Genomic DNA, 16,164 nt, shown 5'->3' with positions numbered 1-16,164 from the left:
TTATTGATAATTATCCCTTGCAGACCGCTTCAACAACCGCTTTACCACGATTGTGTGTCAGGCATCACAAAGAAATCGGCATTTTTCTGAAACCGGTTACAATTTTACACAGGCGATCATTCTGCCCGTCAAAACGGGCAGAATTTCAGAGGGGAATTATCGGCTGGCCGTGCTTACGATGCGGTTTTTACCCTGTTGTTTAGCGGTATACAGCGCTTCATCTACGCTACCGATAAATTGTTCCAGCGGTTCGAAGTGCCACTCTCCCAACCCGGCGCTGAAGGTTACTCGCAGATCCTCTTCCCGCCAGGTCCGCTTTTCAACGGCGTTGCGCCAGGCTTCCAGTAACGCGTTCGCCGAGTTCATCAGCTCGGCCGGGAATATCACGGCGAACTCTTCTCCACCGTAGCGGTAAATGGAAATGTGGTGCGGCTGCATGATTTGAATACCCTCGCGCGCCACGTTGCGCAGAACAATATCCCCGCTCAGGTGGCCCCAGGTGTCGTTAATGGATTTGAAGTTATCAATGTCGATCAGCGCCAGAACAAATGGTTGATGAGCGGCCAGCAACTCACCCACATCGTGGTCGAATGCACGGCGGTTTTTGCAGCCTGTCAGCGCATCATGAGTGGCCTGACGGACATAGGCCAGCTCTCGTTCTTTATTTCTTCGGATGGTATGGCTGAGCATCGCCTCAAGGCGTGGGGCCTGGTTGACGTCTCCGGTTTTGATGGCGTTAATAATGTTCATCAGCACAGAACGCGAGGCATGACGGAGGTACAGTCCGAAGAGAATAATGATAATTGCCGCCAGCGCAAAACCCCAGCCGACGACGGTGGTCTCATGTCGGGTGATAACGGTCAGCGTGGCATCGGAGACCCGATAAATCACAAACCAGTCCGGATTGGTGAAAGAGTAGTAGTAATACCAGGTTTTACTTTTGGGATCGAAAAGATGGCCTTCACCGCTGGTCATTTTGTCCATCAGCGCTTCGCTTACGTACTGCTTAAAGAGCGCCCCCGTGTCCGGATGAAGTACAACGGCACCGTCACGTTCGACGATAAAAAACTCGCCCTGAACCGGCGCCACCATCTGGCGCAGCGTATATCCCATGGACGTTAAATCAAGATGAAAAGCGAGCGTACCCTTCAGACGGCCTTCGGGTGAAATAACCGGCTTATAGAGGGTGACCGTGGGATGTTGGGTGAAATAGTCCAGATAAGGGCGCGTGTAGTGAGGAAAGTTGCTGGCTTCCGCTTGCCCGACAAACCATGGGCGAGTTCGCGCGTCGAACGACTTACTCTTCTCCGTTGGCAGGACTTCCGGCGCACGCAGGTGCCGCCCTTCGGTATCCGCGAGAGAGATAGACGACACCGTCGGCATCAGGTTTTGCAAATGCATTAACATCTGCAAACCGTGTGTCTGATCGATATTTATCGTCTGATTTACTCTGTCGTTACGGGCGAAGTACATCGCAGCGCGACCAAGAATATAGTCATTTTGCCGCAGGATGGTTTCGGTATAGTTAACCGCCAGATTATGGGTGAAGTTACCATTAATTTTATGATAATCCTCAAGAAAATCCTTTCTCTGAGAAAGGATGACCAGAATGGCGATCAGCGCGAAACTGAACAGGATCCCCGCAAAGCTGACCATGATTGGCCGGGTAAAAGAGAGCTTTTTACTGTGGAGTGCCATGAGCTGTACATCAATCCAGATGGTAGACGCGTTGCGTCTGTCGATATCCTCAGCATAGTCGCTGTCCGGTTGCTGGTAGTAAATTATACAGAAGGCGATTACCGACGAGATGATTTATCTTAAGCGTAGATAAGAAAAGTCGTATTTATTGTATCAGTTGGAATTTTGTTCAAGAGTCGGAGGGCAGGGTGAAACGAGGAAGAAGCATTTTCACCCTGGTCAGCGTCCGTTGCTGACGTGGTTAAGCATAAGTAAACCGGGCAGATCGCCTCAATCGCCCGGTTTTGATATTACGAGCCGCCTCGTCACCTTTCCGCGTTTTTGCAGACGGTTTCAGCGCAGATGCGAAGCTCTTCCCAGCCAGCTGTCCCAGTCTTTCCACACCGGCTGTAGCCCTTGTGCAGTCAGTGCTTCCGCTACTGCTTCGGGCCGTCGTCCGTCGTGCGGTGCAAACTGTTCCAGTTCCGGATGATCGTCAGCGTAACCGCCCGGCTGCGTTTTGGAAAAGGCGCTGACGTTGTTGATCGCCAGCGGGATCGCGTGGTCGCGAAACGCGGGTGATTCACGCGTGGAGAGCGACAATTCCACTTCAGGCGCGAACAAACGAAATGCGCAAAGGGTTTGCACCAGCTGACGCTCATCCATCAGCGAGGCGGGTTCAACGCCTCCCGTACAGGGACGCAGTCGCGGGAATGAGATGGAATAGCGGCTTTGCCAGTACTGCTGCTGTAGCCACAGCAGATGCTCCGCCACCATATAGCAGTCCACCCGCCAGCTGTCGGACAGACCGATAAGCGCGCCTAGCCCAATTTTATCGATACCGGCGCGCCCCAGCCTGTCCGGCGTTTCCAGCCGGAAGATGAAATCCTGCTTCTTCCCTTTCAGGTGATGCCGGGCATAGGTCGCCTCATGGTAGGTTTCCTGATAAACCATTACGCCGTCCAGCCCGAGGGCTTTCAGCTCCGCATATTCCTCCTGCGACAGAGGCTGCACTTCCATTTGCAACGAGGCAAATTCGCGGCGGATGGCCGGAAGATGCTGGCGAAAATAGTCCATCCCCACCTTGCCCTGATGTTCACCCGTCACCAGCAGGAGATGTTCAAAACCCATCTCACGAATAGCTACACACTCGCGGGCGATCTCATGCTCATCCAGCGTTTTACGCTTAATACGGTTGCTCATGGAGAAACCACAGTAGGTGCAGTCATTGGCGCACAGATTAGAAAGATAGAGCGGCACGTAAAAGCTCACCGTATTGCCAAAACGCTGGCGGGTGAGGCGTTGCGCGCGCTGGGCCATCGGTTCAAGGTACGCGCTGGCTGCCGGAGAAAGCAGGGCCATCAAATCCTCGCGCGTCAAATGTTTGGCTGTTAATGCCCGCTCTACGTCCGCAGAGGTTTTACTGTTGATGCGTAAGGCAATATCGTCCCAGTTAAGCTGACGCCAGCGATCGGTAAAGGTAGCCATCAGAGCGCCTCCAGAAAACCGGTCAGCGGGCTGGTGGCCTGTGCCTGAACGCTGCGCGAGCCGGGGCCGGATTGTCGTGCCAGCAGACCCGATTCCACGGCAAGGCGGAACGCACGCGCCATCATCACCGGGTCGTCGGCCACCGCAATTGCAGTATTCACCAGCACCGCACCGGCCCCCATCTCCAGCGCCTGCGCGGCGTGACTGGGTACGCCGATGCCCGCATCCACCACCACGGGGACGGTCGCCTGCTCGATGATGATCTCCAGCATCGCGCGGGTCTCCAGTCCCTGGTTGGAGCCAATGGGTGCCCCTAACGGCATTACTGCCGCGCAGCCGATCTCTTCCAGACGCTTACAGAGCACGGGGTCGGCACCACAGTAGGGCAGAACGGTGAATCCCTGCTGCACCAGCTTCTCTGCCGCTTTCAGGGTTTCGATCGGATCGGGCAACAGCCAGCGGGCGTCGGGATGAATTTCCAGCTTCAGCCAGCGGGTGCCGAGCGCTTCACGTGCCAGCTGTGCGGCGAAAATTGCCTCTTCCGCCGTTTTCGCACCGGAGGTATTCGGTAAGAGCGTCACGCCTGCCTCCAGTAACGGCGCAAGTATGGCATCGTTGTGCTGGCGCAAATCCACGCGCTTCATCGCCAGCGTCACCAGCTGGCTGCCGCTTTCACGAATGGCATCCACCATCAGCTGCGGCGAGGCGAATTTCCCGGTTCCGGTAAAAAGGTGTGATTCAAAAGTTTTATCGGCAATACGTAACATCTCAGCCCCCTGCGATAACCTGAAACAGCAGGATCTGGTCGCCCTCATTGACCTGCTGATGTTCCCACCGCTCGCGCGGCAGGATCTGTTGATTGAGCGCCAGCGCCGTTCCCGGCTTCAGCTGGCGCAGCGTGTCGAGCAGGGCAGCAACGGTGAGATCGTCGTCGCACGTCATCGGCTCATCGTTAAACAGAATGCGCATCGCGGCCTCCGCATACCGGGCAGTGGCTGGCGCGGTTCAACGCCAGATGACGCCAGCCGCTGGAACGAGCGTCGAACAGCCGGAGCGTGTTGCGTTCTGTCTCCATGCCGCTGAGCAACTTGATGGCCTCCAGCGCCTGAAGGGTGCCCATCACGCCCACCACCGGGCCTAAAATGCCTGCCGTGCGGCAGTTACGCTCCGGTTCAGCGTCGTCCGGCCATAGACAGCGGTAGCAGCCCTGTGTCCACGGTGGCGTCAGAACCATAATCTGCCCGCCGAAACCGACCGCGCTGGCGGCGATCAGCGGCGTGTTCTGTGTAACACAGGCCGCATTGATGGCCTGACGCGTCGCCATATTATCCGTGCAGTCCAGCACCACGTCGGCAAGGGCCACTTCGCGTTGCAGATCTTCCCCGCTCAGCCGCGTCTGGAGTGCGACCAGTTCGATATCGGGGTTAAGCTGGTTCAGCCGCTGGCGCGTAACGTGGGCTTTAGGCTGGTTGATATCTTCTGTCGTGAAGAGGATTTGCCGTTGCAGGTTGCTGAGATGTACCTCGTCGTCATCGGCCAATACCAGCGTGCCCACGCCCGCCCCAGCCAGATACAGCGCGGCGGGGGCGCCTAATCCGCCCAGACCGACAATCAGTACCCGGCTGGCGAGCAGCTTTTGCTGCCCGTCGATGGCAATATCCTCCAGTAGGATCTGGCGGCTGTAGCGCATAAAATCACGATCTTTCATCGCCCGCTCCTGCCAGTTGTAAAAGCTGCGCGGTGGCGGCCTGCCAGTCTGCCGCCTGGGTGATGGCGCTGACGACGGCGATACTGCCGACGCCGGTCTCCAGCACGGCGGGCGCACGTTCAAGGCTGATCCCGCCGATGGCGACGGTGGGGTAATCGGCAAGGCGCTTAACGTGGGCCGCCAGCTGCGTTAAACCCTGTGGTGCTGAGGGCATCTGCTTGGTTTGCGTCGGAAAAACGTGGCCGAGGGCGATGTAAGAAGGACGCGCCGCCAGCGCCACGTCAATTTCCATATCGTCGTGAGTAGATACGCCCAGCCGCAGCCCGGCGTTGCGGATCGCGTTCAGATCGGTGGTTTCCAGATCCTCCTGCCCCAGATGGACGCCGTACGCCTGGTGTTTAATCGCCAGCCGCCAGTAGTCGTTGATAAACAGGCGGGCGTGGTAACGTCGTCCCAGCGCGATGGCGGCGATGACATCGGCCTCAACCTCTTCATCGCGCTTATCTTTAATACGCAGTTGGAGGGTGCGAACCCCTGCCTCGAGCAGGCGTTGGATCCACTCCACGCTGTCCACCACCGGGTAAAGCCCTAAGCGGAAGGGCACGGAGGGGAAATCGGGCTGGTACATTACGCCTCCTCCTTTTTGAGGTAGATCTCGCCGCCTTTCGCGCGGAAGGTTTCTGACATGTCCGCCATGCCGACTTCGATGGTCTGCGCGGCGGCGTAGTCGCGCACCTCCTGGCTGATTTTCATCGAGCAGAATTTTGGACCGCACATGGAGCAGAAGTGTGCCACCTTGCCCGATTCCTGCGGCAGGGTTTCGTCGTGGTAGGCGCGGGCAGTGAAGGGGTCCAGTGCAAGGTTAAACTGGTCTTCCCAGCGGAACTCAAATCGCGCTTTGGACATGGCGTTATCGCGGATTTGCGCGCCCGGGTGGCCTTTTGCCAGATCCGCCGCGTGAGCGGCAATCTTGTAGGCGATCAGCCCCTGCTTCACGTCCTCTTTGTTTGGCAGGCCGAGGTGCTCTTTCGGCGTCACGTAGCAGAGCATGGCGCAGCCGAACCAGCCGATCATCGCCGCCCCAATCCCTGACGTGAAGTGGTCATAGCCTGGCGCAATATCGGTGGTCAAAGGCCCCAGCGTGTAGAACGGCGCTTCGTGGCAGTGCTCCAGCTCCTCGGTCATGTTGCGGCGGATCATCTGCATCGGCACATGTCCGGGGCCTTCAATCATCACCTGTACGTCATACTCCCAGGCAATTTTGGTCAGTTCGCCCAGCGTGTGCAGCTCGGCAAACTGCGCTTCGTCGTTGGCATCGCGAATGGAGCCCGGACGCAGTCCGTCGCCCAGCGACAGGGATACGTCATAGGCGGCGCAGATTTCGCAGATCTCGCGGAAGTGTTCGTAGAGGAAGTTTTCCTGATGATGTGACAGACACCATTTTGCCATGATGGACCCGCCGCGGGAGACGATGCCGGTGAGACGTTTTGCGGTCATCGGCACGTAGCGCAGCAGCACGCCCGCGTGAATGGTGAAGTAGTCCACACCCTGTTCCGCCTGCTCCAGCAGGGTGTCGCGGAAGGCTTCCCAGGTGAGGTTTTCGGCGATGCCGTTCACTTTCTCCAGCGCCTGATAAATCGGGACGGTGCCAATCGGGACCGGGCTGTTACGCAGGATCCACTCGCGAGTCTCATGGATATAGCGGCCCGTGGAAAGGTCCATCACCGTGTCCGCGCCCCAGCGCGTCGACCAGACCAGCTTTTCAACCTCTTCTTCGATGGAAGAGGTGACGGCAGAGTTGCCGATGTTGGCGTTGACCTTCACCAGGAAGTTGCGACCGATAATCATCGGCTCGGATTCCGGATGGTTGATGTTGGCGGGAATAATGGCGCGTCCGGCGGCCACTTCGTCACGCACGAATTCCGGCGTGATGTTTTCCGGCAGGCGAGCGCCAAAACCTTCTCCCGGGTGCTGGTGGCGCAGCACTTCGCTGCGGATCCGCTCGCGGCCCATGTTTTCGCGAATGGCGATGAACTCCATCTCCGGCGTGACAATACCCTGGCGCGCGTAGTGCAGCTGGGTTACGCATTTACCCGCTTTAGCGCGTTTCGGCGTCAGCAGGCCGGTAAAACGCAGCTCGTCCAGGCCGTCGTCGGCCAGGCGCTCGTTGGTATACGCCGAGCTGCGCACGCGCAGTTCTTCGCAGTCGTTACGGGCGTCAATCCACGGCTGGCGCAGTTTTGCCAGACCCTGCTGTACGTTGATAGCAACAGAAGGATCGCCGTAAGGGCCGGAGGTGTCATACACCGGCACGGCTTCGTTGTCTTCAAACTGCGGGTTCTCTTTGCTGCCGCCGATAAGCGTCGGGCTGAGCTGGATTTCGCGCATCGGGACGCGGATATCGGCCTGTGAGCCGGAAATGTAGATGCGTTTCGAGTTCGGGAAAGCGGTGCCTTCCAGGGTGTCGATGAAGCGTTGCGCGTGTTCGCGATGTTCGCGGCGGGTCAGTTTTGTTGTAGACATAGCTCATTCCAAAAGTGAAGGACATGGCTTGTCAGACGACGGATGAAGCAAGAGAAGATCGCCTCTGGGGCGATACAACAGCAGTGTGACTCTTGTTCCCTTCGCAGGTATTAGCCTGATCAGGTTCCGCGGATCCCGAATTAACGGTCTCAGCCCGTGCTTTCGCACTGGGCACTCCGACAAGAAAAATCCCCCTCCGTAGAGGGGCGAATGGTTGTAAATTACTCGTTAACGATTAAGAACTCAAGCCGGGCGCGCAACGTTATCGCTGGTGCTGATATTCAGGTTGTTGTCCAGCACGAGGGCGATGAGCTTGTCTTCCAGCGTGAATCGCTCTTCCAGCGCTTCGCCAAGATCAGAAAGCGCCTGCTGGAACTCAAGATAATTATCGTGATCGATGGCGTTCTCCAGCGTTGAATCGTAGTAGTCCATGATCTGCTGGGTGTTGGCTTCCAGCAGCGGACAGAGTTTGCTGGCCGCTAAATACGGCGTTGTCCCTTCCATTTCGCGGATAATGCGTTCATAAAGGTTGAAATGGCCGTCGGAAAGGTAGTCGACAAGGCTCTGACAAAAGTCGTCCAGCGCTTTTTCATTCAGCCGCATAAAGGATTCTTTGCCAGGCTTAAGACCAACCAGATTGTAATACGCCACGAGTAGATGCTTGCGCACATGTAGCCAGCGATCCACCAGGGTGTTACTTCCTCCAACGCGCTCAGTCAGGCTTTCCAGCTGGTTTAACATGGTCGACTCCATAAGGTTTAGAATGGGATCTGCTTATCCAAAATGTAACCATAATGCTAACAACATGTCAGTGAAGCGAAGGTAGTGCAATAGATATGGATCGTATTATTGAAAAATCAGATCTGGGTTGGTGGATCGTCAGTCACGAACAAAAATTATGGCTGCCCGGTGGGGAGATACCCTACGGTACGGCAGACATCTTCGATCTCGTCGGTCAACCCGCACTGCGTATCGGCGAATGGCAGGGCGATCCGGTATGGTTGATCCAACAGGCTCGTCGTCAGGATATGGGATCCGTACGTCAGGTACTGGATCTGGACGTCGGTCTGTTCCAGCTGGCGGGGCGCGGCGTACAACTGGCGGAGTTTTACCGCTCGCATAAATACTGCGGCTATTGCGGCCACACCATGCACCCGAGCAAAACCGAGTGGGCAATGCTCTGCGGCCACTGCCGTGAACGCTACTACCCGCAAATCGCGCCGTGCATCATTGTCGCCATCCGCCGTGATGATTCCATCCTGCTGGCACAGCATACTCGCCATCGTAACGGCATTCATACCGTCCTCGCCGGGTTCGTGGAAGTCGGCGAAACGCTGGAGCAGGCGGTGGCGCGTGAAGTGATGGAAGAGAGCGGGATCAAGGTGAAAAACCTGCGCTACGTAACGTCGCAGCCGTGGCCGTTCCCGATGTCCCTGATGACGGCGTTTATGGCGGAATACGACAGCGGCGAGATCGTTATCGACCAGAAAGAGCTGCTCGACGCGAACTGGTATCGTTATGACGATTTGCCGCTGCTGCCCCCGCCGGGAACGGTGGCGCGTCGTCTGATAGAAGATACCGTGGCAATGTGTCGGGCCGAGTATGAGTAGTGTTACACTGACGGACTGACGCAATAAGGAACTGCAAAATGACCGAACTGAAGAACGATCGTTATCTGCGTGCGCTGCTGCGCCAGCCCGTTGATGTCACCCCGGTGTGGATGATGCGCCAGGCGGGACGCTATCTGCCAGAGTACAAAGCCACGCGCGCGCAGGCAGGCGATTTTATGTCGCTGTGCAAAAACGCCGAGCTGGCTTGTGAAGTGACGCTCCAGCCGCTGCGCCGCTTCCCGCTGGATGCCGCCATTCTCTTTTCGGACATTCTGACCATTCCGGATGCGATGGGCCTTGGCCTGTACTTTGAAACCGGCGAAGGCCCGCGTTTTACCTCTCCGATCAAAAGCAAAGCCGACGTTGATAAGCTGCCGATCCCCGATCCGGAAGGCGAGCTGGGCTACGTGATGAACGCCGTGCGCACAATCCGCCGCGAGCTGAAAGGCGAAGTGCCGCTGATTGGCTTCTCCGGTAGTCCGTGGACGCTGGCCACCTACATGGTGGAAGGCGGAAGCAGCAAAGCCTTTACCGTGATCAAAAAGATGATGTACGCCGAGCCGCTGGCCCTGCATGCGCTGCTCGACAAGCTGGCGAAGAGCGTCACGCTCTATCTCAACGCGCAGATTAAAGCGGGCGCGCAGTCGGTGATGATTTTTGACACCTGGGGCGGCGTGCTGACCGGGCGTGATTATCAGCAGTTCTCCCTGTACTACATGCACAAAATTGTCGACGGCCTGCTGCGTGAAAACGAAGGCCACCGCGTGCCGGTGACGCTGTTTACCAAAGGCGGTGGTCAATGGCTGGAAGCGATGGCGGCCACCGGCTGCGACGCGCTGGGCCTCGACTGGACCACCGATATTGCCGATGCGCGCCGTCGCGTGGGGGACAAAGTGGCGCTCCAGGGCAACATGGACCCGTCCATGCTCTATGCGCAGCCTGCCCGTATCGAAGAAGAAGTGTCGACTATACTGTCTGGTTTCGGCCAGGGTGAAGGCCACGTCTTCAACCTCGGTCACGGTATTCACCAGGATGTACCACCCGAACACGCAGGCGTATTTGTGGAGGCGGTGCATCGGCTTTCTGCCCAGTATCACAAGTAAGGAGTGGTTATGGATCTCGCGTCGCTACGCGCTCAGCAAATCGAACTGGCTTCATCAGTGATCCGCGAGGATCGTCTGGATACCGATCCCCCGCGGTTCATCGGTGGGGCGGACGTCGGATTCGAACAGGGCGGGGAAGTGACGCGAGCGGCGATGGTGGTCCTGAAATACCCTTCGCTTGAGCTGGTGGAGTACAAGGTGGCGCGCATCGCCACCACCATGCCGTATATCCCCGGCTTTCTCTCCTTCCGCGAGTATCCCGCGCTGCTGGCCGCGTGGGAGCAGCTTTCGCAAAAACCTGATCTGCTGTTTGTTGATGGGCACGGTATCTCTCACCCGCGTCGCTTAGGCGTCGCCAGCCACTTTGGTCTGCTGGTGGACGTGCCGACCATCGGGGTGGCGAAAAAACGTCTGTGCGGCGCGTTTGAGCCACTCTCTGCCGAACCTGGCGCGCTGGCACCCCTTATCCATAAAGGCGAGCAGCTGGCGTGGGTCTGGCGCAGTAAAGCGCGCTGCAATCCGCTGTTTATCGCCACCGGGCATCGGGTCAGCATGGACAGCGCTCTGGCGTGGGTGCAGCGCTGTATGAAGGGCTACCGTTTACCGGAGCCAACCCGTTGGGCTGACGCCGTTGCCTCATCACGTCCGGCATTCATTCGTTGGCAGGCAATTCAGCCGTGATTCAGGTAAACTGCGGCTAATTTTCGATTCGAGACATCATCATGTTACAAAACCCGATTCATCTGCGCCTTGAGAAGCTGGAAAGCTGGCAGCACGTGACGTTTATGGCTTGCCTGTGCGAGCGCATGTATCCCAACTATGCCGCGTTCTGCAAGCAGACGGCGTTTGGCGAAGGCCAGATTTATCGCCGTATCCTGGATTTAATCTGGGAGACGCTGACGGTGAAAGACGCGAAAGTGAATTTCGACTCTCAACTCGAAAAACTGGAAGAGGCTATTCCGGCTGCGGATGATTTCGACCTGTATGGCGTCTACCCGGCCATTGATGCCTGCGTGGCGTTGAGCGAGCTGATCCATTCTCGTCTGAGCGGTGAAACGCTGGAGCACGCCATCGAAGTCAGTAAGGCATCCATCACCACCGTCGCGATGCTGGAAATGACCCAGGAAGGCCGTGAAATGACCGACGAAGAGCTGCGTGCTAACCCGGCGGTTGAACAGGAATGGGATATTCAGTGGGAGATCTTCCGCCTGCTGGCAGAGTGTGAAGAACGTGATATTGAGCTGATCAAAGGGCTGCGCGCGGACCTGCGCGAGGCTGGCGAGAGTAATATTGGTATAATTTTTAACCAATGAGACAACAAAACGTGATTTAACGCCTGTTTTGTCACTCCTCGACTCTTCCCTTTCGCCCCCCGTCTGGTCTACATTTGGGGGGCGAAAAAAAGTGGCTATCGGTGCGTGTATGCAGGAGAGTGCTTTTTTGGCATTTTCGTCGCACTCGATGCTTAGCAAGCGATAAACACATTGAAAGGATAACTTATGAACAAGACTCAACTGATTGATGTAATTGCGGACAAGGCTGATCTGTCTAAAGTGCAGGCTAAAGCTGCTCTGGAATCTACCCTGGCTGCTATTACTGAGTCTCTGAAAGAAGGCGATGCTGTACAACTGGTTGGTTTCGGTACCTTCAAAGTGAACCACCGCGCTGAGCGTACTGGCCGCAACCCGCAGACCGGTAAAGAAATCAAAATCGCCGCAGCTAACGTGCCGGCATTTGTTTCTGGTAAAGCACTGAAAGACGCTGTTAAGTAAGACGCGTGGCAGTGAACAGTTTTAGCGAAGGGGCGGCAACGCCCCTTTTGTCATTCTGGCGTGGAACGCTCGCGCTGGTCGGCATACTGTTGCTCTCCGCCTGTAGTCATGATTCTTCTCTGCCACCGTTTACCGCCAGCGGCTATGCTGACGATCAAGGGGCGGTCAGGATCTGGCGCAAAGACTCCAGCGATGAAGTCCACCTGCTTTCCGCATTCAGTCCGTGGCATAACGGCAATACCTCGACCGCAGAATACCGCTGGCAGGGCGATGCGTTGTCGCTTATTGAACTGAATATCTACAGTAAGACCCCCGAACACGTGAAGGTGCGTTTCGACGACCACGGCGAGCTGAGCTTTATGCAGCATGAAGTCAGTGGCCTGAAACAGCAGCTTTCCAGCGATCAGATCGCCCTCTACCGCTACCGTGCCGAACAACTTCGCCAGACCAGCGATGCCCTGCGTCAGGGTCGCGTGGTATTGCGCCAGGGGCGCTGGCATGCCGACGGCACGGTGACCACCTGCGAAGGGCAGACGGTGAAGCCTGATCTAGAATCCTGGGCGACTGAACACATTCAGCGTCGTCAGCGGCATTCATCTGTGGAGGTGAGCGTGGCGTGGCTGGAAGCGCCGGAAGGCTCTCAGCTGTTGCTGGTGGCGAACGAAGATTTCTGCACGTGGCAGCCGACAGAGAAGAGTTTTTGAGTTCTGTAGATTAAGCCGGATGGCGCTAACGCTTATCCGGCCTACGAACGATCCCCTCTCCCTTTGGGAGAGGGTTAGGGTGAGGGGGAAAATTACTCGCCCTGCTCGCGCGCAATCGCACGATAACCGATATCCTGACGGCTAAAGCTACCGTTCCAGTGAATATCCGCCATCAGCGCATAGGCGCGTTTCTGCGCTTCGGCAACGGTATGGCCCAGCGCGGTCGCACACAGCACGCGTCCGCCGTTGGTGAGGACGCGATCGTCGTCAGACAGTTTCGTACCGGCGTGGAATACCTTCGCGCCGTCAATCTCTTCCAGCGGTAAGCCGTGGATCTCATCACCGGTGTTGTAGTTACCCGGATAACCGCCCGCAGCAATCACCACGCCCAGAGATGCACGTTCGTCCCACTCTGAGGTTTTCTCGTCCAGCTTGCCTTCGCAAGCCGCCAGACATAGATCGACCAGGTCCGATTTCATGCGCAGCATGATCGGCTGGGTTTCCGGATCGCCAAAGCGGCAGTTGAATTCAATCACCTTCGGGTTACCCTGCTTGTCGATCATCAGGCCAGCGTAGAGGAAACCGGTGTAGGTATTACCTTCCGCCGCCATGCCTTTCACGGTAGGCCAGATAATGCGGTCCATGGTGCGCTGATGCACTTCATCAGTCACCACCGGGGCGGGGGAGTAAGCGCCCATTCCTCCAGTATTAGGACCCGTATCGCCATTGCCTACGCGCTTGTGATCCTGGCTGGTCGCCATCGGCAGAACGTGCTCGCCGTCGACCATCACGATAAAGCTCGCTTCTTCACCATCCAGGAATTCTTCGATCACGATGCGGTGACCGGCATCTCCGAAGGCGTTGCCCGCCAGCATATCTTGAACCGCGGCTTCGGCTTCTTCGAGTGTCATCGCCACGATAACGCCTTTACCGGCGGCCAGACCGTCGGCTTTGATCACAATCGGCGCGCCTTTTTCACGCAGGTAAGCCAGAGCAGGCTCCACTTCGGTGAAGTTCTGATATTCCGCCGTCGGGATGTTGTGACGCGCCAGGAAATCTTTGGTGAAGGCTTTTGAGCCCTCCAGCTGGGCGGCGCCTTCGGTTGGGCCAAAGATCTTTAGGCCAGCAGCGCGGAACGCGTCTACCACGCCAATCACCAGTGGCGCTTCCGGGCCGACAATGGTCAGATCGATTTTCTCATTCTGGGCAAAGCTTAACAGCGCCGGGATATCTGTTACGCCGATGGCGACGTTCTGTAACGCAGGTTCCAGCGCGGTACCGGCGTTACCTGGTGCCACGAAGACGGTTTCAACCTGCGGAGACTGCGCCGCTTTCCACGCCAGGGCGTGCTCGCGCCCGCCGTTACCAATGACTAATATTTTCATTCTCTGCTCCGGGAATTAATGGCGGAAGTGGCGCATGTCGGTGAAGATCATCGCGATGCCGTGTTCGTCGGCGGCGGCAATCACTTCGTCGTCGCGGATTGAACCACCAGGCTGGATCACGCAGGTAATGCCGACAGCGGCTGCTGCGTCGATACCGTCACGGAACGGGAAGAAGGCGTCAGAAGCCATGGCGGAGCCTTTTACTTCCAGACCTTCGTCACCTGCCTTGATACCGGCAATTTTCGCAGAATACACGCGGCTCATCTGGCCTGCGCCTATTCCGATGGTCATGTTTTCTTTGGCGTAGACGATGGCGTTGGACTTCACGAATTTCGCCACTTTCCAGCAGAACAGCGCGTCACGCAGCTCCTGCTCGCTCGGCTGGCGTTTGGTCACTACGCGCAGGTCGGCTTCTGTCACCATGCCCAGATCGCGATCCTGGACCAGTAGGCCGCCGTTGACGCGCTTGAAGTCCAGGCCCGGCACGCGTTCTGCCCATTGTCCGCAAATCAGTACGCGCACGTTCTGTTTTGCCGCGGTGATTTTCAGCGCGTCTTCGGATGCAGATGGTGCAATGATCACTTCAACAAACTGACGGGAGATGATGGCCTGCGCAGTTTCGGCATCCAGCTCGCGGTTGAAGGCGATAATGCCGCCAAACGCGGAGGTCGGGTCGGTTTTGTAAGCGCGATCGTAGGCATCCAGAATAGAGGTGCTTACCGCCACGCCGCAAGGGTTCGCGTGCTTGACGATAACGCAGGCCGGCTCGCTGAACTCTTTCACGCATTCCAGCGCGGCGTCGGTGTCGGCAATGTTGTTATAGGAGAGCGCTTTGCCCTGAACCTGCTGAGCGGTCGCCACAGAGGCTTCTTTCACCTCTTCTTCTATATAGAAGGCTGCCTGCTGGTGGCTGTTCTCACCATAACGCATATCCTGCTTCTTGATGAAGTTCAGGTTCAGGGTGCGCGGGAAGCGGCCAGAAGGTTCGTTGCTTTCGCCGTGGTAAGCCGGCACCAGGCTACCGAAGTAGTTGGCGATCATGCTGTCATACGCCGCGGTGTGTTCGAAAGCTTTGATGGCGAGGTCGAAACGGGTAGCCAGAGTGAGCGACCCTTCGTTGGCATCCATCTCATTAATAATGCTTTCGTAGTCGCTGCTCTTGACGACAATGGCGACATCTTTATGGTTCTTGGCCGCGGAGCGCACCATGGTCGGGCCGCCGATATCGATATTCTCTACGGCGTCTTCCAGAGAACAGCCTTCACGGGCAACGGTCTGGGCGAACGGGTAGAGGTTAACGACAACCATGTCGATGGGAGCAATATTGTGTTGCTCCATGATGCCATCGTCCTGACCGCGACGGCCAAGGATGCCGCCGTGTACCTTTGGATGCAGAGTTTTAACGCGTCCATCCATCATTTCCGGGAAACCGGTGTAGTCGGACACTTCGGTTACCGGCAGACCTTGATCTGCTAACAGGCGCGCGGTGCCGCCTGTAGAGAGCAGCTCTACACCGCGTGTAGAAAGTGCCTGAGCGAATTCGACGATACCGGCTTTATCAGAAACACTGAGCAGAGCGCGGCGGACTGGACGACGTTGTTGCATGGTAAATCCCCTGGATTTGACGATTACAGAGAGCGTTAGGTGAATTTTCCACATAAAAACTCAACTAACACACCTGGCAGGGCCTCTTTATTTAGCGCGAGCATTTTAACGAAAACGTTTGCGCAACGCTCGCATATTTTCACTTTTTCATCGAGTTGTGGATAAGTCTGTTAATAATTAGGTATAAGGCGGGGTTTTGCTGGGGAATGCAGCAATCAGTCATTTTTTTGCAACTTTTCTGTTGCGGTCGCTCGGGAACTCCCTATAATGCGCCTCCATCGACACGGCGGATGTGAATCACTTCACAAAGAACCCGGTCGGTTGAAGAGAAAAAATCCTGAAAATCGGGGTTGACTCTGAAAGAGGAAAGCGTAATATACGCCACCTCGCGACAGAGCGCTGAAGCGCGTCGCAACTGCTCTTTAACAATTTATCAGACAATCTGTGTGGGCACTCAAAGTGACATGGATTCTTAACGTCGCAAGACGATAAATGAATACCAAGTCTCAACGAGTGAACACGTAATTCATTACGAAGTTTAATTCATTGAGCATCAAACTTTTAAATTGAAGAGTTTGATCATGGCTCA

Annotated in this window: 16 protein-coding genes and 1 riboswitch; of the genes, 6 read left to right on the top strand and 10 right to left on the bottom strand. The window is 56.6% G+C overall.

Going from position 1 to position 16,164, the window contains the following annotated elements; all coding sequences use genetic code 11:
• Positions 1–156: 156 nt before the first annotated feature.
• The 8 genes from G6Q29_RS21010 to G6Q29_RS20975 form a co-directional block, all read right to left on the bottom strand.
• A complete protein-coding gene (locus G6Q29_RS21010; protein WP_165466976.1) occupies positions 157–1,698 on the bottom strand; it encodes a sensor domain-containing diguanylate cyclase in 1,542 nt (513 codons plus the stop codon).
• A gap of 333 nt (positions 1,699–2,031) precedes the next feature.
• Positions 2,032–3,165, bottom strand: a complete 1,134-nt coding sequence (gene thiH / locus G6Q29_RS21005; protein ID WP_165466975.1) for a 2-iminoacetate synthase ThiH — start codon at positions 3,163–3,165, stop codon at positions 2,032–2,034.
• Complete coding sequence (thiG, locus tag G6Q29_RS21000; RefSeq protein ID WP_207309814.1) at positions 3,165–3,932, bottom strand: thiazole synthase; 768 nt, start codon at positions 3,930–3,932, stop codon at positions 3,165–3,167. The genes thiH and thiG overlap by 1 nt, the downstream gene beginning before the upstream one ends.
• A 1-nt stretch (position 3,933) precedes the next feature.
• On the bottom strand, positions 3,934–4,134 hold the full coding sequence (gene thiS / locus G6Q29_RS20995; protein ID WP_003862324.1) for a sulfur carrier protein ThiS: 201 nt from the start codon (positions 4,132–4,134) through the stop codon (positions 3,934–3,936).
• Positions 4,118–4,873 (bottom strand): thiazole biosynthesis adenylyltransferase ThiF, encoded by a 756-nt coding sequence (gene thiF, locus G6Q29_RS20990; protein ID WP_165466973.1) that lies wholly within the window; start codon positions 4,871–4,873, stop codon positions 4,118–4,120. Before thiF ends, thiS begins: the two co-directional genes overlap by 17 nt.
• On the bottom strand, positions 4,860–5,501 hold the full coding sequence (thiE, locus tag G6Q29_RS20985) for a thiamine phosphate synthase (protein WP_165466972.1): 642 nt from the start codon (positions 5,499–5,501) through the stop codon (positions 4,860–4,862). Before thiE ends, thiF begins: the two co-directional genes overlap by 14 nt.
• On the bottom strand, positions 5,501–7,396 hold the full coding sequence (thiC, locus tag G6Q29_RS20980; RefSeq protein ID WP_165466971.1) for a phosphomethylpyrimidine synthase ThiC: 1,896 nt from the start codon (positions 7,394–7,396) through the stop codon (positions 5,501–5,503). The genes thiE and thiC overlap by 1 nt, the downstream gene beginning before the upstream one ends.
• 79 nt (positions 7,397–7,475) lie before the next feature.
• A riboswitch (TPP riboswitch) is annotated at positions 7,476–7,585 on the bottom strand.
• Positions 7,586–7,639: 54 nt separating this feature from the next.
• Positions 7,640–8,137, bottom strand: a complete 498-nt coding sequence (locus tag G6Q29_RS20975; RefSeq protein WP_017384077.1) for an Rsd/AlgQ family anti-sigma factor — start codon at positions 8,135–8,137, stop codon at positions 7,640–7,642.
• A gap of 95 nt (positions 8,138–8,232) precedes the next feature.
• Here G6Q29_RS20975 and nudC point away from each other — a divergent pair, with 95 nt between their 5' ends.
• From nudC to G6Q29_RS20945, 6 genes are all read left to right on the top strand, one after another.
• Positions 8,233–9,006, top strand: coding sequence for an NAD(+) diphosphatase (nudC, locus tag G6Q29_RS20970; RefSeq protein WP_165466970.1), 774 nt, complete (start codon positions 8,233–8,235; stop codon positions 9,004–9,006).
• A gap of 38 nt (positions 9,007–9,044) precedes the next feature.
• Positions 9,045–10,109 carry a uroporphyrinogen decarboxylase gene (gene hemE / locus G6Q29_RS20965; RefSeq protein WP_165466969.1) on the top strand — a complete coding sequence of 355 codons (1,065 nt, stop codon included), beginning with the start codon at positions 9,045–9,047 and terminating at the stop codon, positions 10,107–10,109.
• A 9-nt stretch (positions 10,110–10,118) separates the two neighbouring features.
• Positions 10,119–10,790 (top strand): deoxyribonuclease V, encoded by a 672-nt coding sequence (gene nfi, locus G6Q29_RS20960; RefSeq protein ID WP_165466968.1) that lies wholly within the window; start codon positions 10,119–10,121, stop codon positions 10,788–10,790.
• Between the two features lie 41 nt (positions 10,791–10,831).
• On the top strand, positions 10,832–11,422 hold the full coding sequence (locus G6Q29_RS20955; protein WP_003862310.1) for a YjaG family protein: 591 nt from the start codon (positions 10,832–10,834) through the stop codon (positions 11,420–11,422).
• A gap of 186 nt (positions 11,423–11,608) precedes the next feature.
• Positions 11,609–11,881 carry a nucleoid-associated protein HU-alpha gene (gene hupA / locus G6Q29_RS20950; RefSeq protein WP_002445246.1) on the top strand — a complete coding sequence of 91 codons (273 nt, stop codon included), beginning with the start codon at positions 11,609–11,611 and terminating at the stop codon, positions 11,879–11,881.
• A gap of 11 nt (positions 11,882–11,892) precedes the next feature.
• The gene (locus G6Q29_RS20945; RefSeq protein WP_165466978.1) at positions 11,893–12,585 is read left to right on the top strand and encodes a DUF1481 domain-containing protein; all 693 of its coding nucleotides are present in this window, start codon (positions 11,893–11,895) and stop codon (positions 12,583–12,585) included.
• Positions 12,586–12,677: 92 nt separating this feature from the next.
• Here the strand turns inward: G6Q29_RS20945 and purD are convergent, their stop codons facing one another.
• Positions 12,678–13,970, bottom strand: a complete 1,293-nt coding sequence (gene purD, locus G6Q29_RS20940) for a phosphoribosylamine--glycine ligase (RefSeq protein WP_165466967.1) — start codon at positions 13,968–13,970, stop codon at positions 12,678–12,680.
• Positions 13,971–13,985: 15 nt separating this feature from the next.
• On the bottom strand, positions 13,986–15,575 hold the full coding sequence (purH, locus tag G6Q29_RS20935; RefSeq protein WP_165466966.1) for a bifunctional phosphoribosylaminoimidazolecarboxamide formyltransferase/IMP cyclohydrolase: 1,590 nt from the start codon (positions 15,573–15,575) through the stop codon (positions 13,986–13,988).
• Between the last annotated feature and the right edge of the window lie 589 nt (positions 15,576–16,164).

It is taken from the genome of Enterobacter cloacae (assembly GCF_011078175.1).
Lineage (GTDB): Bacteria > Pseudomonadota > Gammaproteobacteria > Enterobacterales > Enterobacteriaceae > Enterobacter > Enterobacter cloacae_Q.
The sequence above is the reverse complement of the archived record's forward strand: the minus strand, read 5'-3'. Positions and strand labels throughout refer to the sequence as shown.